Source organism: Stutzerimonas stutzeri, assembly GCF_000219605.1.
In the GTDB taxonomy this organism is placed as follows: Bacteria; Pseudomonadota; Gammaproteobacteria; order Pseudomonadales; family Pseudomonadaceae; genus Stutzerimonas; species Stutzerimonas stutzeri.
In genome coordinates this window covers 3,532,078-3,555,197 of the sequence record NC_015740.1, presented here as the reverse complement: position 1 = coordinate 3,555,197, position 23,120 = coordinate 3,532,078, and the positions used below count along the sequence as shown (strand labels likewise).

Below are 23,120 nucleotides of genomic sequence, written 5' to 3'. Positions count from 1 at the left end.
CTTGAGGCCGCGAAGCTGGCAGGACCGGGCGACCGTGTCTGCCAGCTGTCGCTTCAGAGCAGGTCGTACTGTTTGAGTTTCTTGCGCAGGGTGCCGCGATTCAGGCCGAGCAGCTCGGATGCCTTGGTCTGGTTGCCCTTCACGTAATGCATCACGGTTTCCAGCAGCGGCGCCTCCACTTCGGAGAGCACGAGGTTGTAAACGTCCGTGACGTCGGCACCTTCGAGACGGGCGAAATAGTTGTGCAGCGCCTTCTCGACGCTGCCGCGCAACGTCTGCCCTGCTTCGCTCGGCGTGTTCAGGTGCTGCTTGAGGTTCACGTTGTCACTCACGGATGTTGTTCCACTTACCAATGTTTCATTCAACAGCGTCATGCGGCCACCTCTGTTCCATCCACCGAGCCAGGCCCAGAGCGTTGTTCGGCAAAGAATTGCCGGATGCTGGAGCCTTGCGCATCCCTGTCTTCCAGATGATTGAAACGGGCGCGGAAGTCCCGCGCGCCCGGCAGTGTTGCGAGATACCAACCCACGTGCTTGCGGGCGATACGAACTCCCATCACCTCGCCATAGAATTCGTGCAGCGCCTGAACATGTTCCAGCAGGGTGCTTTCGACCTCGCCCAGCGTCGGCGCCGCGAGCAACTCGCCGGTGCGCAGATAATGCTCCACTTCGCGAAAGATCCATGGGCGACCCTGCGCCGCACGTCCAATCAGCAGGCCATCCGCCCCAGTGACCTGGAGCACCCTGGCCGCCTTATGCGGCGAATCGATGTCGCCGTTGGCAAACACCGGAATCGACACCGCCTGCTTGATGGCGGCGATGGTGTCGTATTCGGCCTCGCCGGTATACAGGTCGGCTCGGGTGCGCCCGTGCACTGCCAGCGCCGCGATGCCGGACTGTTCGGCGATGCGGGCGATGGTCGCGCCATTCTTGTTCTGGCGGTCCCAGCCGGTGCGGATCTTCAGCGTCACCGGCACATCCACCGCGGCGACCACGGCCTCGAGAATGTCCGCGACCAGCCGCTCATCGCGCATCAGCGCCGAACCGGCGGCCTTGTTGCAGACCTTCTTTGCCGGGCAACCCATGTTGATATCGATGATCTGTGCGCCCAGCTCGACGTTGCGCTGCGCCGCTTCGGCGAGCATCTGCGGGTCGCCGCCGGCGATCTGCACCGAGCGTGGCTCGGGTTCGTCGGCATGGGGCATGCGTAACCGCGACTTGCGGCTGTTCCACAGGCGCACATCGCTGGTGAGCATTTCCGAGACCACCATGGCCGCGCCGAAGCGGCGGCACAACTGGCGGAACGGCTGATCGGTCACGCCCGCCATGGGCGCGAGAATCAACCGATTCGTCAAGGTGTAGGGGCCGATGCGTACCGCTGACATGAAGATTCCCTGCTTGGGGCCTGCTTGTTAGGTCGATCGGGACTGCAAAAAAGGGTGGGCATAATACCCGCTACGCATGACGGGTTAAAGGCTGTTTTGAACAAATTCTGAACAGCGGCCGCCTTATCGCCGAGAGTTTGGATAACGGCTGACCCATGTCGAGGGAGTCCGGCCACCGGCCGGGATCGAGGGGTTCAGCTAGTCCGGAGAATGGAATCCCAGGCTGTAGTTCACCGCCTTCGCGCCGGGGTCGAGGATGTCCAGGGCAATGTGGATCGGGACCTGCGGCGGCATGATCGTCTGGCCGGCTAGCTCGCCGGACAGGTACTCGCTGGGTTTGAAGCTGCGGCTGGCCAGCAGTTTGCCGTTCAGGTCGGCGAAGCGGATTTCCAGCAGCGGAAAGGGCTGTGCAAAGGGGGCGCGGTTGTAGAGGATCGCATCGACCACCAGTGCTCCGGTGAACTCGGGGTGGCTGCGTACGACCAGGTTGCTGCTCTTGATCTGGCCGATATCGACCAGGGCCGGCAGTTCGCAGCCGAGGGTCGGGCAGATACGCTCGAACCAGGGGCGGTACTGATGCTGGCGCGACAGCTCGTCGTAGTTGTAGACGACGTATTGCGCACCCAGCGCGAGCACCGCGAGCAGGTTCAGCGTGCCCCAGCCGAGCCAGCGTCCCCAGGGCTTCTTGCGTTCCTGCCAGTCCAGTTGCAGCGGCTCGTCGTCGAGTTCGAACAGCGGCTCGCCGCGCAGTTCGGGTTCACGCTGGGGGATGACAGGATCATCGGGCTGATCGAGGGGCTCGGTGTCCGGAAGGCTCAGGGCTGGCTCGACACGTTCGCTGCGTGCCTGTTGCGCCTTGGCGGCCGACAGCGGCCGGGCACTGACCGCAAGCGGGCTCGGTGGCTGCGGGGTATCGGCGGTGACCGGGGTGAAGCTGACTGGCCCATCACTCCCAGGTACGGCGGACGTGGCGGTCTGCTCGGCATTCAGCAGGATTTCCGCCCAGCTTTCGTCGTGCTCGCTGGTGGCGGCATCCGACGCCCGCGCGGTCTTCGTCGAGCCGCTGCGGGTTTCCAGGCTGAGCAGGTCCTGCGACAGTTCGCGCTCCTGCTGCTCCAGTTTGGCCAGTTCCTCGTCCAGATCGAGGCTGTCCAGATCCAGGTCATCGTGAATCCACAGGGTTTCATCGGCCTTGCTGGTCGGCGCGGCGCCGGGCGTGGCTGCGACCGGGCGCGGAGTCTCCGCCTGCGCGGCGGTGGTCGCCGCGACCTGCCCCGGGGCCGGGCTCAGCTCGTCACGCAGCAGATGGTGGACTGCATTGAAGACTTCCAGGCAGGCACCGCAGCGCACTGCTCCATGGGCCGCGCGGAGCTGGCTGCGGCTGATGCGAAAGCGGGTGCTGCAGTTGGGGCAATGGGTGATGAAGCTGGTCATGCGTGTTTCCGCGCGGAGGTGCCGGCTAGTCTAGCGCAAGCCGGCGGCGCAGCGGCAGTGGCCGCCGCGCCTGCTGTCCAAGTGTGCGGGGACGATCGCATGCCGCTGCACATCAGCTGCGACGAACGCCGCTGATGCGTACCCAGCCGTCCTTGTCGGCGGTCGGGTCGAGGTCGAAGGCGCCGCTGTAAGCCGCGCGAACCTCGTCGGCCTGTTCGGCGAGGATGCCGGACAGCGCCAGCCGGCCGCCCGGCTTGACCAGGGCGGTGATCTGCTGCGCCAGTGAGACGAGCGGCCCGGCAAGGATGTTGGCAACCACCACGTCGGCCGGTTCTTGCGGCAGCTGTTCGGGCAGGTAGAGGGTGAAGCGCTCCGGGGCGATGCCATTGCGCTCGGCATTGTCGCGCGAAGCATCCAGCGCCTGCGGATCGATATCGGTGCCCACGGCCTGGCGAGCACCCAGCAGCAGGCCAGCGATCGCGAGGATTCCCGAACCGCAGCCGAAATCGAGCAGTAACCGGTCGTCCAGTGTTTGTGCGTCAAGCCATTCCAGGCACAGCGCGGTGGTGGGGTGGGTGCCGGTGCCGAAGGCCAGGCCGGGATCGAGCAGCAGGTTGACCGCGTCCGGCTCCGGTGCGGCGTGCCAGCTGGGCACGATCCACAGGCGATGTCCGAAGCGCATTGGCTGGAAGTTGTCCATCCAGCTGCGTTCCCAATCCTGGTCCTCGATCACCTCGGTCTGATGCTCGGGCAGGTCACCACCGCGCAGAAGCTGCAGATGGGCGAGCAGCGCGTCGGGATCGGTATCGGCCTCGAACAGTGCCAGCAGGTGCGTATGCGACCAGAGCGGCGTGGTATTGAGGTCCGGCTCGAAGATCGGTTGGTCTTCGGCATCCATGAAGGTGACCGAGACCGCGCCCAGCTGCAGCAGCTGGTCTTCCAGCGCTTCGGCCTGATCGGGGGTGATGGCGAGTCGGATCTGCAGCCAGGACATGAAGGCCTCTCGAGTTGGGTCGCGGAAAGCGGGCAAGCTTACTGGAGCAGCGGGTGCGGCGGCCAGCGCGGCTTGCCCCAAACGGTCGGGCGGGGCGCAGAAACGACAAGGGCCGCCCGAAGGCAGCCCCTGTCATGCCGAGCCGAGGCTCAGTGCTTGTCCATACCCAGTTTCTTTTCCAGGTAATGGATGTTCACGCCGCCCTTGCAGAAGCCTGGATCGCGTACGAGATCGCGATGCAGCGGGGCGTTGGTCTTGATGCCGTCGACGATCAGTTCGTCCAGCGCGTTGCGCATCCGGCCCATGGCCTCGTCACGGTTCGCGCCGAAGGTGATCAGCTTGCCGATCAGCGAGTCGTAGTGCGGCGGTACCGAGTAGCCGTCGTACAGGTGCGAGTCGACGCGCACGCCGTTGCCGCCGGGCGCATGGAAATGCTTCACCTTGCCCGGGCTGGGCATGAAGGTACGCGGGTCTTCGGCGTTGATGCGGCATTCGACGGCATGGCCGCGGATGACCACGTCTTCCTGCTTGATCGACAGCTTCTGGCCGCCACCGATCAGCAGCATTTCCTTGACGATGTCGATGCCGGTGACCATCTCGGTGACCGGGTGCTCCACCTGTACACGGGTGTTCATCTCGATGAAGTAGAAGTTGCCATCTTCATAGAGGAACTCGAAGGTACCCGCGCCGCGGTAGCCGATGTCGATGCACGCCTTGACGCAGCGGGCCTGGACCTTGCGGCGGGCTTCTTCATCGATCAGCGGGGCTGGGGCTTCCTCGATCACCTTCTGGTGGCGGCGCTGCAGCGAGCAGTCGCGGTCGCCCAGGTGGATGGCGTTGCCCTGGCCGTCGGCCAGCACCTGGATTTCCACGTGGCGTGGATTGGTGAGGAACTTCTCGAGGTAGACCATCGGGTTGCCGAAGGCGGCGCCGGCTTCGTTGCGGGTCAGCTTGGCCGAGGCGATCAGGTCCTCTTCCTTATGCACCACGCGCATGCCGCGACCACCACCGCCACCGGCGGCCTTGATGATCACCGGGTAGCCTACTTCGCGAGCGATTCGCAGCGCTTCCTTTTCGTCTTCCGGCAGCGGGCCGTCAGAACCCGGAACGGTCGGCACGCCGGCCTGCTTCATGGCGTCCTTGGCCGACACCTTGTCGCCCATCAGGCGGATAACATCGGCAGTCGGGCCGATGAAGGTGAAACCGGATTTTTCCACCTGCTCGGCGAAGTCGGCGTTCTCGGCGAGGAACCCGTAACCGGGATGGATGCCGTCGGCACCAGTGACCTCGGCAGCGGCGATGATGGCCGGAATGCTCAGGTAGGACTGGGCGGAGGAGGCCGGGCCGATGCACACGGACTCGTCGGCCAGCGACACATGCATCAGGTCACGGTCGGCAGTGGAGTGCACCGCCACGGTCTTGATGCCCAGTTCCTTGCAGGCGCGCAGGACACGAAGGGCGATCTCGCCGCGGTTGGCGATCAGTACTTTTTCCAACATCGCTGGCTCTCCGCGGTTCAAACGATGGTGAACAGCGGCTGGTCGTATTCGACCGGCTGACCATTCTCCACCAGGATGGATTCGATGGTGCCGCTGATCTCGGCCTCGATGTGGTTCATCATCTTCATGGCTTCGACGATGCAGAGGATGTCGCCCTTCTTCACGCTCTGACCGACTTCGACGAACGGCTTGGATTCCGGCGAGGAGGCGCGGTAGAAGGTGCCGACCATCGGCGAGCGGACCACGTTGCCGTTCAGCTTGGGTGCGGCAGGAGCAGCGTCAGCAGCCGGGGCGGCAGCGGCGGCCGGAGCAGGCGCCGGTGCGGCCGGAGCCTGTGCGTAGATCGGCTGCTGCATCGCGACCTGCTTGCTGTGACGGCTGATGCGTACCGACTCTTCACCCTCGTGGATTTCCAGTTCGTCGATACCGGACTCTTCCAGCAGTTCGATCAGTTTCTTGACTTTGCGAATATCCATGAAGCGTTGACTCCCAGGTAAGTTCAAAGGGCATTGCTGCTCGCTTCTTCAAGACTCGACACCTGCGTCGAGCCCATCAGGAAGCAGCGAGTTGTTCCAGGGCGGCCTCCAGGGCCAGTCGGTAACCGCTGGCGCCAAGGCCGCAGATCACCCCTACCGCTACGTCGGAGAAATAGGAGTGATGGCGGAAAGGTTCGCGTTTGTGCACGTTGGACAGGTGCACTTCGATGAATGGGATGCTCACGGCCAGCAATGCGTCACGTAATGCGACGCTGGTGTGAGTGAATGCCGCAGGATTGATCAGGATGAAGTCCACGCCTTCGCTGCGCGCGGCATGGATGCGCTCGATCAGCTCGTACTCGGCATTCGATTGCAGATGCAGCAGATGATGGCCCGCGGCACGGGCGCGCTGCTCAAGATCCTGATTGATCTGCGCCAGCGTCACCGCGCCATAGACGCCGGGCTCGCGGGTGCCTAGCAGATTGAGATTGGGGCCGTGCAGGACCAGTAGGGTGGCCATGGGTGTTCCTTGTTTTTCTGGGTACGCCGACGCGGCGGGGCAGGCCGGGTCGCGAGAGGGGAAAAACTATGCCCCAGGCGAGGGCTGACTGTCCAGTCATGTCGCGATCGAAGGAAATGCCCGCATTATGTCTGAAGATTCCGGCAATCATTCGTCGGCCGCAGGGATGTCTCGAGTATCTGCGACAAAGCGTGGGGATTGCGTTCCGCACCTAGAGCAGAGCTGCTGCTCGATCCAGTCGCTCGGCGAAGCCGGAGGCGTCTATCTCGCCGACTACGCGGACCTCGTTCAGCTCTTTTCCGTCGCCACCGAAGAACAGGATGGCGGGCGGGCCGAACAGCTTGTAGCGGTCCAGCAGGCTGCGCTGGGCGGCATTGCTCTCGGTGATATCGAAGCGGATTAGACGATAGTCGGTCAGGCGCGGAGCGACCTGCGGATTGGCGAAGACCTCGCGTTCGATGACCTTGCAGCTGATGCACCAATCGGCATACCAGTCCAGCATCAGCGGCTGGCCGGCGGCACGGGCAGCGGCCAGTTGCGCGTCCAGTTCCGCAGGCGTGGAAACGGTATGCCAACCTTCGCCGGCCTGGCTGCCCGGCGCGCTGCCACTGGCCATCGGCAGCGGCCGCAGCGGATCGGAGCCGCCTTGCAAAGCGCCGACCCAGGCGGCAAGGGCGTAGACCAGCAGGGCCAGGCCGAGCAACTGGGCGAGCTTCTGACGAGGCGTCTTGCCGGTGAGCTCCAGGGTGCCGAGGAACAGCGCGCTGCCCGCCGCCAACAACCCCCAGAGTGCCAGGGCGATGGGGCCTGGCAGGACGCGCTCGAGCATCCAGATCGCGACGGCCAGCAGCAGCACGCCGAAGAGGTTGCGCACGCCGACCATCCAGGGTCCACTCTTGGGCAACAGGGCTCCACCACCGGTGGCGAACAACACCAGCGGCGCGCCCATGCCTAGGCCCAGGGCGAACAGCTTCAGCCCGCCGCCCACGGCGTCGCCGCTGGCGCTGATGTAGAGCAGTGCACCGGCCAGCGGAGCGGAGACGCACGGCGATACCAGCAGGCTGGACACCGCCCCCAGCATCGCGGCGCCGGTGAACGAACCGCCGCGGGCGCTGCCGGCCAGACGGTCGAGGCGGCCGCTCAAGGCCTGCGGCAGGCGCAGCTCGAACAGGCCGAACATGGCCAGCGCGAAGACCACGAAGAACAGTGCGAACGGCACGAGAATCCATGCCGACTGCAGGCGTGCCTGCAGATTCAGCTCGGCACCGAACACGCCCATCAGTGCGCCGAGTACGGCGAAACCGCCGGCCATCGGCAGTACATAGGTCACCGACAGCAGGAAGCTGCGCATGCCGCCGGGCTGGCCGCGCAAGACCACCCCGGTGAGGATCGGCAGCATCGGCAGCACGCATGGGGTGAAGGTCAGGCCTAGCCCGGCGAGGAAGAACAGCGCGATCGAGCGCCAGGACACATCGCGCGGGTTGGCCTCGCTGCCCGCGGCCGCGGAGCCTGGTGCCGCGCCATCGCCGATCGTGATCGATTCGGTTTCCGGTGGGTAGCACAGCCCCTTGTCGGCGCAGCCCTGATAGGTGACCTGCAGGGTAAAGGGGCGGTTTTCGGTGTTGGTTACCGGCAGCTCGATATCGAGAATGCCGTAATAGGCTTCGATCTCGCCGAAATAGTCATCCACCTTGGCGACGCCATCGGGCATGCGCGGTTCGCCGAGGGTGACGTCCGCGTCGCTGCTCTGGAAGGCGAAGCGGTGGCGGTAGAGGTAGTAGCCTTCGGCGGCGACGAAGCGCAGGGTGATCCGCTCGGGGGACGCCTCGACCAGGCTCAGCTTGAACGCCTCGCGTACCGGCAGAAAGTCGCTGCTGTTGTTCAGCCCGCCGAAGCTCGCGCTGGGCTTGTTGTCGAACAGGCCGGCGTTGGCGGGTAACACGAAGAGCAGAAGCAGCAGACTCAACAGGCGAAGCATGGCGATCTCACGGTAAAGCTGTGGCGGCATGATACCCAAGCCCGGAGCTCGGCGCCCGTGCTCAACTGTCGCTCTGCCTGACAGTTTGCAACCAGATGCTGTCGTCCCGCTCGATCGCATCCAGTGGCCGTAGCGATTGCCCGGCGCAGGGGCCCGCCACGCATTCGCCCGATTCGATGAGGAACAGTGCGCCATGGGTGGCGCATTGGAGCAGGCTGCCGCTGTCGTCGAGGAACCGGTCGGGCAGCCATTCCAGCGGCACGCCCCGGTGCGGGCAGCGGTTCTCGTACAGGTAGGCCCGGCCATCCCGGCGAACCGCGATGATCTGCAGTTCGCCTGCGGTGAAACCGCGGCTCTGCCCTTCCGGCAGTTCGGATGTTGCGCACAATCGAATCATCTTGACCTCTCGCAGGAACGGCGATTATCCCGCAAGCACTGCTCGTGCGCAGCCCGATGCTAATCGCGGGGTGGCGGCGCCGCCGACACGCTCTTATCCTTCGCCCCTCATCCGCCTGGCGAAGCATCCCTGATGGGCACTCGGGTTCCCGTACGTATTCTGTTTGTCGTACTCAGCGTGCTGTTGTTGGCAGCCGTCTGGCTGTCGTTGGCGCTGGGCCCGTTGAGCCTGGCGCTGGACGACACCGCGCTGGCGGCGCTGCGGCTGCTGGGACTGTCGATCGGACATGATGGTCTGCAGCAGGCAGAGTTGATCCTGGGCCAGATCCGACTGCCGCGTACGCTGCTCGGCTGCGCCGCGGGTGCCGTGCTGGCCCTGTGCGGCGTGGCGATGCAGGGACTCTTTCGCAACTCCTTGGCCGATCCCGGGCTCGTCGGGGTGTCCAGCGGCGCCGCGCTCGGTGCGGCTGCCGCGATCGTCGGCAGCACCTTCGTACCCGCGCTGCCGCAGGTCTGGCAGCCCTATGTGCTGTCCATGTTCGCCTTCCTCGGCGGCCTCGCGGTGACCTTGCTGGTGTATCGGCTGGGGCGGCGCGACGGGCAGACCCGCGTCGCCACCATGCTGCTGGCGGGTATCGCCCTGACTGCACTGGCCGGTGCCATTGTCGGCCTGTTCACCTATCTTGCCGACGACACCACGTTGCGCTCACTGACCTTCTGGAATCTCGGCAGCCTGAACGGCGCCAGCTACCCGGGGCTATGGCCGCTGTTGCTGATCACGCTTGCCGTCGGCGGTTGGCTGCCACGCCGCGCAACGGCTTTGAATGCACTCTTGCTAGGCGAATCCGAGGCGCGCCATTTGGGTTTCGACGTCGAACGCATCAAGCGCGAGCTGGTGGTCTGTACCGCGCTGGGTGTCGGCGCCGCCGTTGCTGCCGCGGGTCTGATCGGCTTCGTCGGCCTGGTCGTCCCGCATCTGATGCGTCTGCTGGTGGGGCCGGATCATCGGCTGCTCTTGCCGGCCTCGGCGCTCGCCGGCGCCACTTTGCTGTTGCTGGCGGATGTCGCCGCGCGGCTGGTGATCGCACCTGCCGAGTTGCCGATCGGCATCGTCACGGCGCTGCTAGGCGCGCCGTTCTTTCTGTTCCTGCTGCTCCGGGAGCGTGTTTGATGCTGGTCGGCAGCGATCTGACGGTAAGGCGTGGCGCCATCACGGCGCTGGATGGGGTTTCTCTGCGCTTGCAGGCGGGACAGGTGTCGGGTGTGCTCGGCCCGAACGGAGCGGGCAAGAGCACCTTGCTGGAGGCTCTGTCCGGCGAGCTGAAAACCGCCAGAGGGCAGGTCATGCTGCATGGACGAGCGCTTGGAGGCTGGTCGGATCGCGAGCGGGCGCGTTGCCTGGCGGTATTGCCGCAGAGTTCGACGCTGAGCTTTGCCTTCCAGGTCGAGGATGTGGTCGCGATGGGGCGCCTGCCGCATTGCAGCGGCCGTCAGGCTGATGCTCGCATCGTGGCCGCTGCACTCCAGGCCGCGGATGCGCAGCATCTGGCCGGGCGCAGCTATCTGCGGCTGTCCGGTGGCGAGCGTCAGCGGGTGCATCTTGCCCGAGTGCTGGCGCAGCTCTGGCCGGGGGACGAGGGCAGCGTGCTGCTGCTCGACGAGCCCACCTCGATGCTCGACCCGGCACATCAGCACAGCATCCTCCAGGCGGTTCGGGGTTTCGCCGAGCAGGGCGGTGCCGCGCTGGTGATCCTGCATGACCTGAATCTGGCTGCCCGTTACTGTGATCGCCTGTTGCTGCTCAAGAACGGTCGCGCTCAGATCGCCGGCGCGCCGGACGAGGTGCTGCGCGAGGCGCCGCTGCAAGCCGTGTTCGGCCTGGATGTGCTGGTCCAGCGGCATCCGGAACGAGGTCACCCCCTGGTCATCGCTCGTTGAGGAGGTCTGTGGTGCGCATCATCGTTTTAGTGACAGTGGTCTTGCTGAGCGCTTGTAGCGTACTGCCAGCGCTGCCCGAGTGGCAGGGTCCGGAAGGGCGGGACCACGCCGATCTCGGCCTTATCGTCGATCTGCGCAATGACGCTGTGCTGACCCCTGCTCAGCTCGTCGTCAGGTTGCAGGACAGCGAGGCCCTGCTGGTCGGCGAGCGCCACGACAATCCCGATCACCATGCGCTGCAGCTCTGGCTGCTGCAGGCGCTGGAGCAGCAACGCCCGCAGGGCAGCCTGCTGCTGGAAATGCTCGAGCCCGGCCAGCAGGCGCGTATCGACAGTGTGCGTCGAGACCTTCGCGCGGGCCATGCACCGGGCGATCTTGCCCAGGCGCTGGACTGGCAGAAGGGCTGGGACTGGAACCTCTACGGGCCTTTGGTCAGCCATGCGCTGATGCAGTCCTATCCGCTGTTGCAGGCAAATCTCGGACGCGACGAGATCATGTCCATCTACCGGGCCGCTCCCCCGTTGCAGGGGCGCGCTTCGGCAACGACCACGGTGAGGGATGCTCTGCTAGCGCAGATCGAAACCTCGCATTGCGGCATGCTGCCGGCAAGCCAGCTGCCGGCGATGCTGGCGGTGCAACAGCAGCGTGATCGACGCATGGCCGAACGTCTGCTCGTGGCGCCAAAGCCCGCGATGCTGCTGGCGGGGGCGTTCCATGTGCGGCGTGACCTTGGGGTGCCGCTGCATATCGAGGATCTGGCGGACATGCCTGTCACGGTGCTGATGCTTGCCGAGGTCGGCGAGAGGGTATCCGCCGAGCAGGCAGACTTCGTCTGGTATACACCGGCACAACCAGAGCAGGATCATTGCGAGCAACTGCGGCAGCGCGGCAAATAGCGCTGCCTTATCTGCCGCCAGCAGAAGACAGGCAAAAAAAGACCCGGCAGAGCCGGGTCAAAACCGTGATTAGCCTGATGAGGAGATAACCTGAAGGATCGACTGCCTGAGCCTTCAGCTATCGGCTGACCTCGCGATCAGTTGCGATAATAATAACAATTCTCATTTCTGCGTCAACAGGCATTCGTAAAAATATATGTGCGACCGCGACGAGCGGATCGCTAGACGGCGACGTTGACCCGCAGGTGAGTGACTTCCTTGTTCAGCAGGTCGATGCGTCGGGCCATGCTCTCGATCAGGCTGTGGGCGATGCGCGGGTTGCTTTGCGTCAGGCCGAGGAACTGTTCCTTGGGAATGACCATGACAGTGCATGGCTCGCTGGCGACCACGGTTGCGCTGCGCCGCTCGCGGGTGAACACCGCCATGGCCCCGAAGATCTCGTCCTTCTGTACGTCGCCAACCTTCTGTCCGTCGACGATGGCTTCGGCGTGGCCTTCGATGATGATGAATACATTGTCCGCTTCGTCGCCCTGGCGAATGAGCTCCTCACCTACGGCGAAATGCTTGAAGCCGGTAGCGGGGCGGATCTCCGGCTGCTTGAGGCGCGCCAGGGCGTCGCCCAGCAACGCGGTGTGACCGATCAGGTACTGAGTGAACAACTCCTGGCGGTGCTCGTCGGCATGGATGTGCTGGAACACGGCGTTGCGCGAGTAGGGCACCAGGCTGATGGGCTCGTCGCTGCAATAGCGGCACTCGGGCAGATCGCTCGACTGGCGCAGGCCGACCAGATCGCCTTCCTGGAGGTAGAACAGTGGTTTGCCATCGATCAGCGCATGCAGCAGCCCGGTCTCGATAATGAACAGCTGCTGTGCAGGCAGCTCCGCGCACAGGTCGTCGGTGTGTTTGAGTTCAAGGTTGGGGCCCGATGGCTGCAGACCTTCCAGCAGCTGGGTGGGAATGGTTTGCAGGCGAGTGATCAGGCGATCGGCGTACGCCGGTTGCTCCCCGAGTAAATACATGTCGGTAATCCTTGAACGAAACGGGCAGACGATTGGCAGGGTCACGTCGGCGCACAATAGGCCTGGTCGGGCGAGCGAGTAAATCACGCCGCGCAGAGGTTGTGAGCTAGCTCTAGTTGTCGAGTTCGCTGCCCAGGTTCCGATTCAGTTCTTCCTTCAGCGGGGCCGGCAGTTGCTGCCAGGGCACGTCGCGCAGGGCGCCTTCGATGGCATACAGCAGCACCTTCGACGCGCCAAACCCACGTGCCTTCACCGCGCGATAGGAGCTCACCGCACCCAGTCGGCGCAGATCCGCAGCAGTGTGGATGCCCGATGCGTGCAGCCACTGCACCGAGGTCTTGCCGAGATTGCGGAGCGAAAGCAGTTCGTCGTGCATGGCGGCATCCTTGCGGTGCTAGCGGTTGGGGAAGCCTGCAAGCAGGTGCAGCGGCCAGCGGATGGGTCGCCGCTGCTGGGGTGGCCCCCAGGCGGTCGCCAGTTCCGGCTCCAGCAGCGCGATGGGGTCGCGGCCATGTTGGCGTTGCCATTGTTTGACCGCTGACCAGGTGCGCAGGTAGCCAAGCAGCTCGGCAAGGTTCCAGTGCGCTTCGATGGCGAAGCCCGGCGTATCGATGCGGGCGAACGGGAGTGGGATGTCGCTGTAGCCGGCATCGACGCTGGCCCGACCGGCGGGCCAGTAACCATCGAGTGTCGTCCCGTAAAGCCGTCGAATGAGCGGGTCCAGCGTCGGCGATACCTCCAGCAGGCTGTAGCACCAGGCGCAGAACAGCCCACCCGGTTTCAGCGCTTGTCGCACCTGATCGAAAAACGCCGGCGTGGCAAACCAGTGCAGTGCCTGCGCGACAACCAGCAGGTCGAGCTGGCCGCTGCGAAGGGGCAGGCGCTCCGCCTGGGCGACGAAACGCTGTACGTCCGCCCAACCGTCGCCCGCGGCAAGTTGCTCGACGCTGGCATCGCAGGCCAGCACCTGGCGGAAGTGGCTCCTCAGCGGAAGGCTGGCCTGACCGTTCCCGGCGGCCAGGTCCAGCGCGTTGTCGGTCGCCTCGCATTGACTGGCGAGCCAGGCGAAAAGCGCCTCCGGGTAGGTCGGGCGATAACGGGCGTAGTCATCGGAGCGGCTGGAAAACAGCTGAACGCTGTCTCCGGCTCGGGAGAGGCGGGGTTCGCTGGCAGGCATAGGCATTCCCACGGTTGTTATACCGGGAGTATAGAGGCACCGCCGCGGCCTGCCCGCGACGGTGCCTAACGGTCAAAGCCCCGGCAGGCGCTGGCGGATGTTGGCGACCAGCTCGTCGAGGCTGCCGGCATCCTGCGTCTGGACCCGGCAGCTGTGCAGGCGCTCGCTGTCGCTCAGCGGCTCGCGGCTGGCCTGCTGCGCGCGGACCACCTCCATTGTCGCGTCGGACGGATCAAGGCCTTCGGCCTGACGCTGAGCGAGCCACTGGGCGATCACCGCTTCCGGAGCCTCGCAATCGAGGATGAGGAACGGCACGCCGGTCGCTTCGGCTGCCTGCCATGCCGCCTGGCGTTGCGACTGCTTCAGGTAGGCCGCGTCGATGACCACGGCGAACCCGGCCTGCAGTGCGGCAGTCGCCTGCTGGTGCAGGTGGCGATAGGTCGCTTCGCTGGCTTGCTGGCTGTAGATGCCGCTATCGAGCTGGCCTGCCTGCGCTTCGGCCTGCTCGCCGTGCAGACGCTTGCGCTCGACATCCGAGCGCAGACGCACCGCGCCGAGCGCTTCGACCAAGCGTAGCGCGACGTGACTCTTGCCGACGGCCGATACACCGTGAGTGATGGCGAGGAAGCGGGACGGAATCGCGCTGTAGCTTTCGGCGAGATTCGCGTAACTGCGGTACTGGCGCAGGATAACCTTGCGCTGCACGGCGTCCTGCTCCTGATACAGGCGGAACAGGCTGACCTTGCCGCGAACCAACGCACGATAGGCCTTATAGAGGTTGAGCAACGCCAGCGCGGCATAGTCGCCGGTGTGCTCCAGCCAGCCATTGATGAAGCGCCGGGCCTGGCATTTCAGTCCGCGATCCTCAAGGTCCATGGCCAGGAAGGCGGCATCCGAGGCGACATCGATCAGGCGGAACGGCTCGTTGAATTCGATGCAGTCGAACAGCACGACCTTGCCATCGATCAGCGTGGCATTGCCCAGGTGAAGGTCGCCATGGCATTCGCGAACGAAGCCTTGCTGGCAGCGCTGTTCGAGCAGCGGGCGCAGGCGCGTGATGCTGGTTTCGGTCCAGTCTTCGAGGGCGTCCAGCTGGCGCAGGTCTTCCGGCTCGCTGAGCAGCGGGCGTATCTGTTCGAAGTTCTGCCGCATCGGTGCGACGATCGCATCGGCGCTGTTCAGCGCGTGGTCCGGCTGTACCTGCGGGGTGCTGAGGTGGAAGCTTGCGATCTGCTCGGCCAGAGCGTCGATATGCGCATCGGTCAGCTCGCCGCGGGCCTGGACCTCGGCCAGCAGTTGGGACTGCGGGAACTCACGCATCTTCAGCACGTACTCGAAGGGATTGCCGTCGCCGCCGATCACCGGAGCATCAGGCGAGCCGGTGACAGGCAACACTTCCAGGTAGAGGTCAGGTGCCATGCGCTGGTTGAGGCGCAGCTCTTCCTCGCAGAAATGCTTGCGCGAGGCCAGATCGGTGAAGTTGAGGAAGCCGAAGTCCACCGGCTTCTTGATCTTGTAGGCGTACTGGCCGGTGAGGATCACCCAGGAAATATGGGTTTCGATGACCCGAAAGCCTTCGGTGGGGTGCGGATACAGGGCAGGATTCTGCAGGGCGGCGATCAGTGCTTGGCTCACGGTCATTCCTTGTCGAAGTTCTTGAACGGGGCGTGCGAGTCCACTGCGAAGCAGTCCACACAGTCGTAAAGTCGCCGGCATTATGGCCGCTGAGCGTTGCGCTGCAAACCGCTGAGAGGCCGTCAATCCGCTGCGGCAAAGTGCGTATAATGCGCCGCCATGACTAAACCTCGCTCCCCCCGAAATCGCTCCAAGCGCCGCTCCAGTGGTGCTCGCCCCTGGTTGGGCTGGGCGGTCAAGCTCTCCATTGTCGGCCTGGTGATCCTGGCCGGTTTCGCCATCTATCTGGATGCTGTCGTGCAGGAGAAATTCTCCGGCAAGCGCTGGACGATTCCGGCAAAGGTCTATGCGCGGCCGCTGGAACTGTTCGTCGGTCAGAAGCTGGACAAGAACGACTTCCTTGCCGAGCTGGACGCTCTTGGCTATCGGCGCGAGCGCTCGGTCAGCGGCCCGGGCGGCGCTTCGGTTGCCGGCAACGACATCGAACTGCACACCCGCGGCTTCCAGTTCTACGAAGGCGCCGAGCAGTCGCAACGGTTGCGGGTCCGCTTCTCCGGCGATTTCGTTGCTGGCCTCAGCAGCGCCAACGGGAGCGCTCTGCCTGTGGCGCGTCTGGAGCCCGTGCTGATTGGCGGGTTGTATCCGGCGCACAACGAGGATCGCATCCTGATCAAGCTGGATCAGGTGCCCCCGTATCTGTTGGAAACGCTGGTCGCGGTCGAGGATCGGGAATTCTTCAATCACTTCGGTGTGTCGCCCAAATCCATTGCCCGCGCGGTCTGGGTCAACCTGACTGCCGGCCAGGTTCGCCAGGGTGGCAGTACCCTGACCCAGCAGTTGGTCAAGAACTTCTACCTGACCAACGAGCGCAGCATGACCCGCAAGATCACCGAAGCGATGATGGCGGTGCTACTTGAGCTGCATTACGACAAACAGGAAATTCTCGAGGCTTATCTGAACGAGGTGTTTCTCGGTCAGGATGGTCGTCGCGCGGTGCACGGGTTCGGCCTGGCCAGTCAGTACTTCTTCGGTCAGCCGCTGGCCGAGCTGAAGCTGCCGCAGGTGGCGTTGCTGGTCGGCATGGTCAAGGGGCCAACCTATTACAACCCGCGGCGCAATCCCGAGCGTGCCCTGGAAAGGCGCAATCTGGTGCTCGATCTTTTGGCCGAGCAGCAGGTCATCAGCGCCGATGAGGTGGCCAAGGCCAAGCAGGCGCCACTGGGGGTAACCCAGCGCGGCAGCATGGCGGACAGCTCCTATCCGGCCTTCCTCGACCTGGTCAAGCGCCAGCTGCGAGAGGACTATCGGGACGAGGACCTTACCGAAGAAGGCCTGCGCGTCTTCACCAGCTTCGATCCGGTGCTTCAGCTGAAGGCCGAGCAGGCCATGAGCGAAACCCTCAAGCGACTCGGCAAGGCCACCGAGGGCGTCGAGGGCGCGATGATCGTCACCAATCCGGAAACCGGTGAGATCCAGGCCATGCTGGGCAGCCGCCAGCCAGGCTTTGCCGGCTTCAACCGGGCATTGGATGCCTCACGACCGATCGGTTCGCTGATCAAGCCTGCCATCTACCTGGCCGCACTGGAGAAGCCCAGCCAGTACACGCTGACCAGTCTGCTCGAGGATGAGCCCTTCTCCGTGAAAGGTGCCGATGGGCAGGTCTGGAAGCCGCAGAATTATGGGCGTCAGGCCTATGGAACGGTGTACCTGTATCAGGCGCTCGCCAATTCCTACAACCTGTCGACCGCGCGGCTCGGGCTCGATCTGGGCGTGCCGAACGTGCTGAAGACGCTCGAGCGCCTGGGTGCATCACCCAAATGGCCGGCTTACCCGTCGATGCTGCTGGGGGCTGGCGGCCTGCGTCCGATCGAAGTGGCCGACATGTATCAGACGCTTGCCAACGGTGGCTTCAACACCCCGTTGCGGGGCATTCGCAGCGTGTTGACCGCCGACGGCGAGCCGCTCAAGCGTTATCCGTTCCAGATTCAGCAGCGCTTCGATCCGGGTGCCATCTACCTCACCCAGTACGCCATGCAGCGCGCCATGCGCGAGGGTACCGGGCGCTCGGCGTACAACCGACTGCCGCAGTCGCTCAATCTGGCCGGCAAGACCGGCACCACCAACGATTCGCGTGACAGCTGGTTCGCCGGCTTCAGCCAGGATCTTCTGGCAGTGGTCTGGCTGGGGCGCGACGACAACGGCAAGACGTCTCTGACCGGGGCCACCGGGGCGCTGCAGGTATGGACCGACTTCATGCGACGGGCCGACCCGCTGCCTTTGCAGATGCCGGTTCCGGACAATGTCAGCTACGCCTGGGTCGATGCCCGTAGCGGACTGGGTACCGACGAACGCTGCCCGGATGCTGTGCAGATGCCCTATATTCGCGGCAGCGAACCGGCGCCGGGGCCGGGCTGCGGCATACAGGCCCCTGCAGAGTCGGTCATGGATTGGGTGCGTGGCTGGTTGCAGTGATGGTGCAGCCGACGTGCATTCCGTGCTTTTTTGTGAAGAGGTCAGAAAGTGAATAAGCAGTGGATAGCTGTTGTAGCAGCAGTGGTTCTGATCCAGGGTTGCGCGACGGTGGACCGTCGTTCGATACCCGTCGTCGACGCCGGCGCGCCTGTTTCCGAGGAAATGGCCGCGCGGCAGGCCTATCGCGCACCCGCTGCCACGGCCCCGGCCCAGGTGCCACGGCAGCAGCAGGAAGATTCCGGTGTCGTGGTGATGGTGCCGCAAGGATCATCGGCGCCCCTTGAAACCTTCGCAGCGCCGGACGTGCCTTTTTCTTCTTCCAGTGGCGCCGCCAGTGGTTCGCAGCCAGCCTGGCAGCCCGCACCATCGATCTCCGCACCGCCCAGCACGCCACAGCCAAGCATGCCCAGCGGCATTCCTTCCTCAGGTAGCGGTCTGGCGGCTGACGAGCAGCTTGATGGCCCGGTCCTGGCGTTGCTCACCACCGCGCAGCAGCAGCAGGGCGGCGGCGACCTGAACGGTGCCGCCTCGAGCCTCGAGCGCGCTCAGCGCATTGCGCCACGCGAGCCGCAGGTGCTTTACCGTCTCGCCCAGGTCCGTCTGGCTCAGGGCGACGCGACCCAGGCCGAACAGTTGTCACGTCGAGCGTTGAGTTACGCCAGTGGTCGGCCAGCCTTGCAGGCCAGTCTCTGGGAGCTGATCGCCCAGGCGCGTGAGCGGCAGGGCGACAGTGCGGGTGCGGCCCAGGCCCGTGAGCGGGCCAAGGTCAGTCTGTGATGGATCGCCGGCTGCCGGAGATTGCCCAGCAGCTGCTGCTGATCGAGCGCGAGCTGCGGGTGCTGGGGCTGTGGAGTGTGGATTCGCCGGCGCCAGAGGCTCTGGCCAGCGTGGAGCCGTTCTGCGTCGACACGCTGCGCTTCGAGCAGTGGTTGCAGTGGATTTTCCTGCCGCGGATGAAGGCCATCGTCGAGGCAGATCAGCCTTTGCCTGCCGCCTCCGGCATCTGCGCCATGGCCGAAGTGGTCTATCGGGAGTCCCAGGTGGTGACGCTGCTTGAGGCCCTGCGCGGCTTCGATGCGCTGATCGACAGCTCTTCACGCTAGCGCCGCGTTTGGCGGCGCCAGTCGCTCAGATGGCGCTCAGTTGCAGTTTTCCGCAATCTTGTCGCGGGTTTCCGAGATTCGCGCCTGTCGCTCTTCCTCGGTGACCCGCCGCGTTTCACCATTCTCTTCGACCCGCACGCGCGGATTGTTCTGCAACTGGGCCAGGTTGGTACGCAGGGTTTCGCAATAACGCTTGCGCTCGGCCTCCTGCGCGGCCACTTGCTGCTTGACCTTGCGGTCAATGGTGCGCTGGTCGGGTTCGGCGTCGTTTTCCTGTACCGCCGGTGCCGGCGGCGTTGCCGATTTGCCTGGCGCGACGACCGTGTTCACGGTTTCCACCTGCTGCCCCTGCGGCGGCTGAGCGCCAAAATGCGTGACGCCCTGGGCGTCTACCCATTTGTACACCTGGGCCGCCATGGCGTTGCCACAAAGGGCCAGCATCAGGCCGCTCGCAAGAAACATCAATCGCATGCTGTTACCTTCATCGGGTCGGAAAACGGCCTCCACTATACCCAAAAGACAGGGCCGCGCTTCTGCGCCCCGTCACAGCTCGAGGTTGGCCAAACGCAACGGCAGGCTTGACTTGCGGGTGCCGAATCCGAACAATCCGAGGCTTGCTGTCCTGAGTCGCCTCGCCGCAAGCGATACCGGCTCAGTCTAGACAGACATGAGGTGCTACCCGCGCCGACCTGCATCACCCGCAACGCGTTACCTCGCGCTGGGTGGAGAGCCCGCGACACCAGGGACTCTTCCAATACTGGCTCAATCAGTGGCTGACGTAGTCGGCGACCACCGTCGCTCATGCCCTGTTGGCAGTAAACCTATTTCTGGCGGCTCCGGCTTGGACCGCTATCTGGCGTTTCAGAGGTGAACAACGTGGAACTCTTATCCGGCGCTGAAATGGTCGTCCGTTCTCTGCGTGACGAAGGCGTTAAGTACATCTACGGGTACCCGGGCGGTGCCGTTCTGCATATCTACGATGCGCTTTTCAAGGAAAAGGCCATCGAACATATCCTGGTTCGTCATGAGCAGGCTGCCACCCACATGGCCGATGGCTATGCGCGCGCGACTGGCAAGGCCGGCGTGGTGTTGGTGACCTCCGGCCCTGGCGCGACAAATGCCATCACCGGTATCGCCACTGCCTTCATGGACTCGATCCCGATGGTGGTCATTTCCGGTCAGGTGCCGAGCACCATGGTCGGCACCGACGCCTTCCAGGAAACCGACATGATCGGCATCTCCCGGCCGATCGTTAAGCACAGCTTCATGATCAAGCATCCTTCGGAAATCCCCGAAGTGATGAAGAAGGCGTTCTACCTCGCAGAGTCCGGGCGTCCAGGGCCGGTTGTCATCGATATTCCGAAAGACATGACCAACCCGGCCGAAAAATTCGAATACGTTTATCCGAAAAAGGCCAAGCTCCGTTCGTACAGCCCGGCCGTACGTGGGCATTCGGGGCAGATTCGCAAGGCGGCGGAGTTGCTGCTGGGCGCCAAGCGTCCGATCATCTACGCCGGCGGCGGCGTGATCCTGGGCAAGGCCTCGGCACAACTGACCGAGCTGGCGAAGATGCTCAACCTGCCGGTGACCAATACGCTGATGGGCTTGGGCTGCTATCCGGGCAGCGACCGCCAGTTCGTCGGCATGCTCGGTATGCACGGCAGCTACACCGCCAACCTGGCGATGCATCACTCCGATGTGATTCTGGCGGTCGGCGCGCGTTTCGATGACCGCGTCATCAACGGCGCGACCAAGTTCTGCCCGAATGCCAAGATCATCCACATCGACATTGATCCGGCATCCATCTCCAAGACCATCAAGGCAGATATCCCGATCGTTGGCCCGGTGGACAGCGTGCTGACCGAGATGGTCGCCATCGTCAAGGAGATCGGCCAGGTGCCGAATGCCGAGACCGTGGCCAGCTGGTGGAAGCAGATCGACGAGTGGCGCGGCAATGGCCGGCTGTTCCCCTACAACGAGGGCGATGGTTCGATCATCAAGCCGCAGGCCGCAATCGAGGTGCTCTGCGAGGTCACCAAGGGCGAGGCCTATGTGGCATCGGACGTTGGTCAGCATCAGATGTTCGCCTGCCAGTACTACAAGTTCGACAAGCCCAACCGCTGGCTCAACTCGGGCGGCCTCGGCACCATGGGCTTCGGCCTGCCGGCAGCCATGGGGGTGAAGCTGAACTTCCCCGAAGCCGATGTCGCGGTGGTGACGGGTGAAGGCAGCATCCAGATGAACATTCAGGAGCTGTCCACCTGCCTGCAGTACGACTTGCCGGTGAAGATCATCAACCTCAACAACGGTGCGCTGGGCATGGTCCGCCAGTGGCAGGACATGGTGTACAACAGTCGCTACTCGCACTCGTACATGGAGTCTCTGCCGGACTTCGTCAAGCTGGCCGAAGCCTACGGGCACGTCGGCATGCGCATCACTGATCTCAAGGACCTCAAGCCGATGATGGAAGAGGCATTCGCCATGAAGAATCGCCTGGTCTTCCTCGATATCGCCGTCGACACCGCCGAGCACGTCTATCCGATGCAGATCAAGGATGGCGCAATGCGTGACATGTGGCTGAGCAAGACGGAGCGGACCTGATCATGAGACATATCATTTCCCTGCTGATGGAAAACGAACCGGGTGCGCTGTCTCGTGTGGTCGGCCTGTTTTCGCAGCGCAACTACAACATCGAAAGCCTCACCGTGGCGCCGACCGAAGACCCGACCCTGTCGCGTCTGACCTTGACCACCGTGGGCCATGAGGAGGTGATCGAACAGATCACTAAAAACCTCAACAAGCTGGTGGAAGTGGTCAAGCTCGTCGACCTGTCGGAGAGCGCCCATATCGAGCGTGAACTGATGCTGATCAAGGTCAAGGCCACCGGCGCCCAGCGCGCCGAGGTCAAGCGCACCACCGACATCTTCCGCGGACAGATCGTCGACGTGACCACCAGCGTCTATACCATTCAGCTGGCCGGAACCAGTGACAAATTGGACAGCTTCATCCAGGCCATTGGTACCGCTTCGATCCTCGAGGTGGTGCGCAGCGGTGTCACCGGAATCTCTCGCGGCGACAAAGTGCTGAGTATCTAACGGCTGGCGGACACCTCGTCTCGTCAGTCAGCAACGTTTTATCGAATGGCCCACGAGGCCGGCAACAGGGGTAATTCATGAAGGTTTCTTACGATAAAGACTGCGACCTCTCCATCATCCAGGGCAAGAAGGTCGCCATCATCGGTTACGGCTCCCAGGGCCACGCGCATGCGTGCAACCTGAAGGACTCCGGCGTCGACGTCACCGTTGGCCTGCGCCCGGGCTCGTCCTCCATTGCCAAGGCCGAAGCGCATGGCCTGAAGGTCAGCGACGTGCCGGCAGCCGTTGCCGCCGCCGACCTGGTAATGATCCTCACCCCGGACGAATTCCAGGGTCGCCTGTACAAGGAAGAGATCGAGCCGAACCTGAAGCAGGGCGCCACCCTGGCGTTCGCCCACGGTTTCTCGATCCACTACAACCAGGTCGTGCCGCGTGCCGATCTCGACGTGATCATGATCGCTCCGAAGGCTCCGGGCCACACCGTGCGCTCCGAGTTCGTCCGTGGCGGCGGTATCCCTGACCTGATCGCGATCTACCAGGACGCGTCCGGCAATGCCCGTAACGTCGCGCTATCCTACGCCTGTGGCGTCGGCGGCGGTCGTACCGGCATCATCGAAACCACCTTCAAGGACGAAACCGAAACCGACCTGTTCGGCGAGCAGGCCGTTCTCTGCGGCGGTTGCGTCGAGCTGGTCAAAGCCGGTTTCGAAACCCTGGTCGAAGCGGGCTACGCTCCGGAAATGGCCTACTTCGAGTGTCTGCACGAGCTGAAGCTGATCGTCGACCTGATGTTCGAAGGCGGTATCGCCAACATGAACTACTCGATCTCCAACAACGCCGAGTACGGCGAGTATGTCACCGGTCCGGAAGTCATCAACGCCGAATCCCGTGCTGCCATGCGCAACGCTCTGAAGCGCATCCAGAACGGGGAGTACGCCAAGATGTTCATCACCGAAGGTGCTGCCAACTATCCGTCCATGACTGCCTACCGCCGCAACAACGCGGCCCATGGCATCGAAGTGGTCGGCGAGAAGCTGCGCGCGATGATGCCCTGGATCGCGGCGAACAAGATCGTCGACAAGAGCAAGAACTGATCGGTTTTCT

Annotated in this window: 23 protein-coding genes; 9 read left to right on the top strand and 14 right to left on the bottom strand. The window is 64.0% G+C overall.

Annotated elements, in window-relative coordinates:
- Positions 1-53 precede the first annotated feature (53 nt).
- The 9 genes from fis to PSTAB_RS16460 all read right to left on the bottom strand — a co-directional run bounded on the left by fis (position 54) and on the right by PSTAB_RS16460 (position 8,682).
- Positions 54-374 carry a DNA-binding transcriptional regulator Fis gene (gene fis, locus PSTAB_RS16500; protein WP_003279911.1) on the bottom strand — a complete coding sequence of 107 codons (321 nt, stop codon included), beginning with the start codon at positions 372-374 and terminating at the stop codon, positions 54-56.
- The gene (dusB, locus tag PSTAB_RS16495; protein WP_013983847.1) at positions 371-1,384 is read right to left on the bottom strand and encodes a tRNA dihydrouridine synthase DusB; all 1,014 of its coding nucleotides are present in this window, start codon (positions 1,382-1,384) and stop codon (positions 371-373) included. Before dusB ends, fis begins: the two co-directional genes overlap by 4 nt.
- 198 nt (positions 1,385-1,582) lie before the next feature.
- Complete coding sequence (locus PSTAB_RS16490; RefSeq protein WP_013983846.1) at positions 1,583-2,818, bottom strand: DUF3426 domain-containing protein; 1,236 nt, start codon at positions 2,816-2,818, stop codon at positions 1,583-1,585.
- A 112-nt stretch (positions 2,819-2,930) separates the two neighbouring features.
- Entirely contained in the window at positions 2,931-3,812 is an 882-nt protein-coding gene (gene prmA, locus PSTAB_RS16485; protein WP_013983844.1) for a 50S ribosomal protein L11 methyltransferase, read from the bottom strand.
- 149 nt (positions 3,813-3,961) lie between these two features.
- On the bottom strand, positions 3,962-5,311 hold the full coding sequence (gene accC, locus PSTAB_RS16480; protein ID WP_011914338.1) for an acetyl-CoA carboxylase biotin carboxylase subunit: 1,350 nt from the start codon (positions 5,309-5,311) through the stop codon (positions 3,962-3,964).
- Between the two features lie 17 nt (positions 5,312-5,328).
- A complete protein-coding gene (gene accB / locus PSTAB_RS16475) occupies positions 5,329-5,787 on the bottom strand; it encodes an acetyl-CoA carboxylase biotin carboxyl carrier protein (protein ID WP_011914337.1) in 459 nt (152 codons plus the stop codon).
- 76 nt (positions 5,788-5,863) lie between these two features.
- Complete coding sequence (gene aroQ, locus PSTAB_RS16470) at positions 5,864-6,307, bottom strand: type II 3-dehydroquinate dehydratase (RefSeq protein WP_011914336.1); 444 nt, start codon at positions 6,305-6,307, stop codon at positions 5,864-5,866.
- Positions 6,308-6,518: 211 nt separating this feature from the next.
- Positions 6,519-8,315, bottom strand: coding sequence for a protein-disulfide reductase DsbD (locus PSTAB_RS16465; RefSeq protein WP_013983843.1), 1,797 nt, complete (start codon positions 8,313-8,315; stop codon positions 6,519-6,521).
- A gap of 31 nt (positions 8,316-8,346) precedes the next feature.
- The gene (locus PSTAB_RS16460) at positions 8,347-8,682 is read right to left on the bottom strand and encodes a Rieske (2Fe-2S) protein (RefSeq protein WP_013983842.1); all 336 of its coding nucleotides are present in this window, start codon (positions 8,680-8,682) and stop codon (positions 8,347-8,349) included.
- A gap of 132 nt (positions 8,683-8,814) precedes the next feature.
- Between PSTAB_RS16460 and PSTAB_RS16455 the strand changes: the two genes are divergently transcribed.
- The 3 genes from PSTAB_RS16455 to PSTAB_RS16445 are packed head-to-tail and all read left to right on the top strand — an operon-like array spanning position 8,815 to position 11,515.
- A complete protein-coding gene (locus PSTAB_RS16455) occupies positions 8,815-9,852 on the top strand; it encodes a FecCD family ABC transporter permease (protein ID WP_013983841.1) in 1,038 nt (345 codons plus the stop codon).
- Positions 9,852-10,619: a heme ABC transporter ATP-binding protein gene (locus PSTAB_RS16450; RefSeq protein WP_013983840.1), complete on the top strand. Its 768-nt coding sequence runs from the start codon at positions 9,852-9,854 to the stop codon at positions 10,617-10,619. The genes PSTAB_RS16455 and PSTAB_RS16450 overlap by 1 nt, the downstream gene beginning before the upstream one ends.
- 11 nt (positions 10,620-10,630) lie before the next feature.
- The gene (locus PSTAB_RS16445; RefSeq protein WP_041771834.1) at positions 10,631-11,515 is read left to right on the top strand and encodes a ChaN family lipoprotein; all 885 of its coding nucleotides are present in this window, start codon (positions 10,631-10,633) and stop codon (positions 11,513-11,515) included.
- Between the two features lie 221 nt (positions 11,516-11,736).
- Here the strand turns inward: PSTAB_RS16445 and PSTAB_RS16440 are convergent, their stop codons facing one another.
- The 4 genes from PSTAB_RS16440 to PSTAB_RS16425 form a co-directional block, all read right to left on the bottom strand.
- Positions 11,737-12,534, bottom strand: coding sequence for a Crp/Fnr family transcriptional regulator (locus PSTAB_RS16440; protein ID WP_013983838.1), 798 nt, complete (start codon positions 12,532-12,534; stop codon positions 11,737-11,739).
- Positions 12,535-12,646: 112 nt separating this feature from the next.
- Positions 12,647-12,910 carry a TfoX/Sxy family protein gene (locus PSTAB_RS16435; protein WP_011914329.1) on the bottom strand — a complete coding sequence of 88 codons (264 nt, stop codon included), beginning with the start codon at positions 12,908-12,910 and terminating at the stop codon, positions 12,647-12,649.
- An 18-nt stretch (positions 12,911-12,928) separates the two neighbouring features.
- Complete coding sequence (locus tag PSTAB_RS16430; protein ID WP_013983837.1) at positions 12,929-13,711, bottom strand: class I SAM-dependent methyltransferase; 783 nt, start codon at positions 13,709-13,711, stop codon at positions 12,929-12,931.
- Between the two features lie 72 nt (positions 13,712-13,783).
- Positions 13,784-15,346 (bottom strand): bifunctional aminoglycoside phosphotransferase/ATP-binding protein, encoded by a 1,563-nt coding sequence (locus tag PSTAB_RS16425; protein ID WP_013983836.1) that lies wholly within the window; start codon positions 15,344-15,346, stop codon positions 13,784-13,786.
- 159 nt (positions 15,347-15,505) lie between these two features.
- Between PSTAB_RS16425 and mrcB the strand changes: the two genes are divergently transcribed.
- The 3 genes from mrcB to PSTAB_RS16410 are packed head-to-tail and all read left to right on the top strand — an operon-like array spanning position 15,506 to position 18,921.
- Positions 15,506-17,818, top strand: a complete 2,313-nt coding sequence (gene mrcB, locus PSTAB_RS16420) for a penicillin-binding protein 1B (RefSeq protein WP_041771833.1) — start codon at positions 15,506-15,508, stop codon at positions 17,816-17,818.
- 48 nt (positions 17,819-17,866) lie between these two features.
- A complete protein-coding gene (locus PSTAB_RS16415) occupies positions 17,867-18,595 on the top strand; it encodes a tetratricopeptide repeat protein (RefSeq protein ID WP_013983834.1) in 729 nt (242 codons plus the stop codon).
- The gene (locus tag PSTAB_RS16410; protein ID WP_013983833.1) at positions 18,595-18,921 is read left to right on the top strand and encodes a YqcC family protein; all 327 of its coding nucleotides are present in this window, start codon (positions 18,595-18,597) and stop codon (positions 18,919-18,921) included. Before PSTAB_RS16415 ends, PSTAB_RS16410 begins: the two co-directional genes overlap by 1 nt.
- Before the next feature lie 36 nt (positions 18,922-18,957).
- On the opposite strand, the gene PSTAB_RS16405 is transcribed toward PSTAB_RS16410, so the two are convergent.
- Complete coding sequence (locus PSTAB_RS16405; RefSeq protein ID WP_013983832.1) at positions 18,958-19,392, bottom strand: DUF4124 domain-containing protein; 435 nt, start codon at positions 19,390-19,392, stop codon at positions 18,958-18,960.
- 405 nt (positions 19,393-19,797) lie between these two features.
- On the opposite strand from PSTAB_RS16405, the gene PSTAB_RS16400 reads away from it, so the two are divergent.
- From PSTAB_RS16400 to ilvC, 3 genes are all read left to right on the top strand, one after another.
- On the top strand, positions 19,798-21,522 hold the full coding sequence (locus tag PSTAB_RS16400; protein ID WP_013983831.1) for an acetolactate synthase 3 large subunit: 1,725 nt from the start codon (positions 19,798-19,800) through the stop codon (positions 21,520-21,522).
- A gap of 2 nt (positions 21,523-21,524) precedes the next feature.
- The gene (gene ilvN / locus PSTAB_RS16395) at positions 21,525-22,016 is read left to right on the top strand and encodes an acetolactate synthase small subunit (RefSeq protein WP_013983830.1); all 492 of its coding nucleotides are present in this window, start codon (positions 21,525-21,527) and stop codon (positions 22,014-22,016) included.
- A gap of 77 nt (positions 22,017-22,093) precedes the next feature.
- Positions 22,094-23,110 carry a ketol-acid reductoisomerase gene (ilvC, locus tag PSTAB_RS16390; RefSeq protein ID WP_013983829.1) on the top strand — a complete coding sequence of 339 codons (1,017 nt, stop codon included), beginning with the start codon at positions 22,094-22,096 and terminating at the stop codon, positions 23,108-23,110.
- The last annotated feature ends 10 nt before the right edge of the window (positions 23,111-23,120 follow it).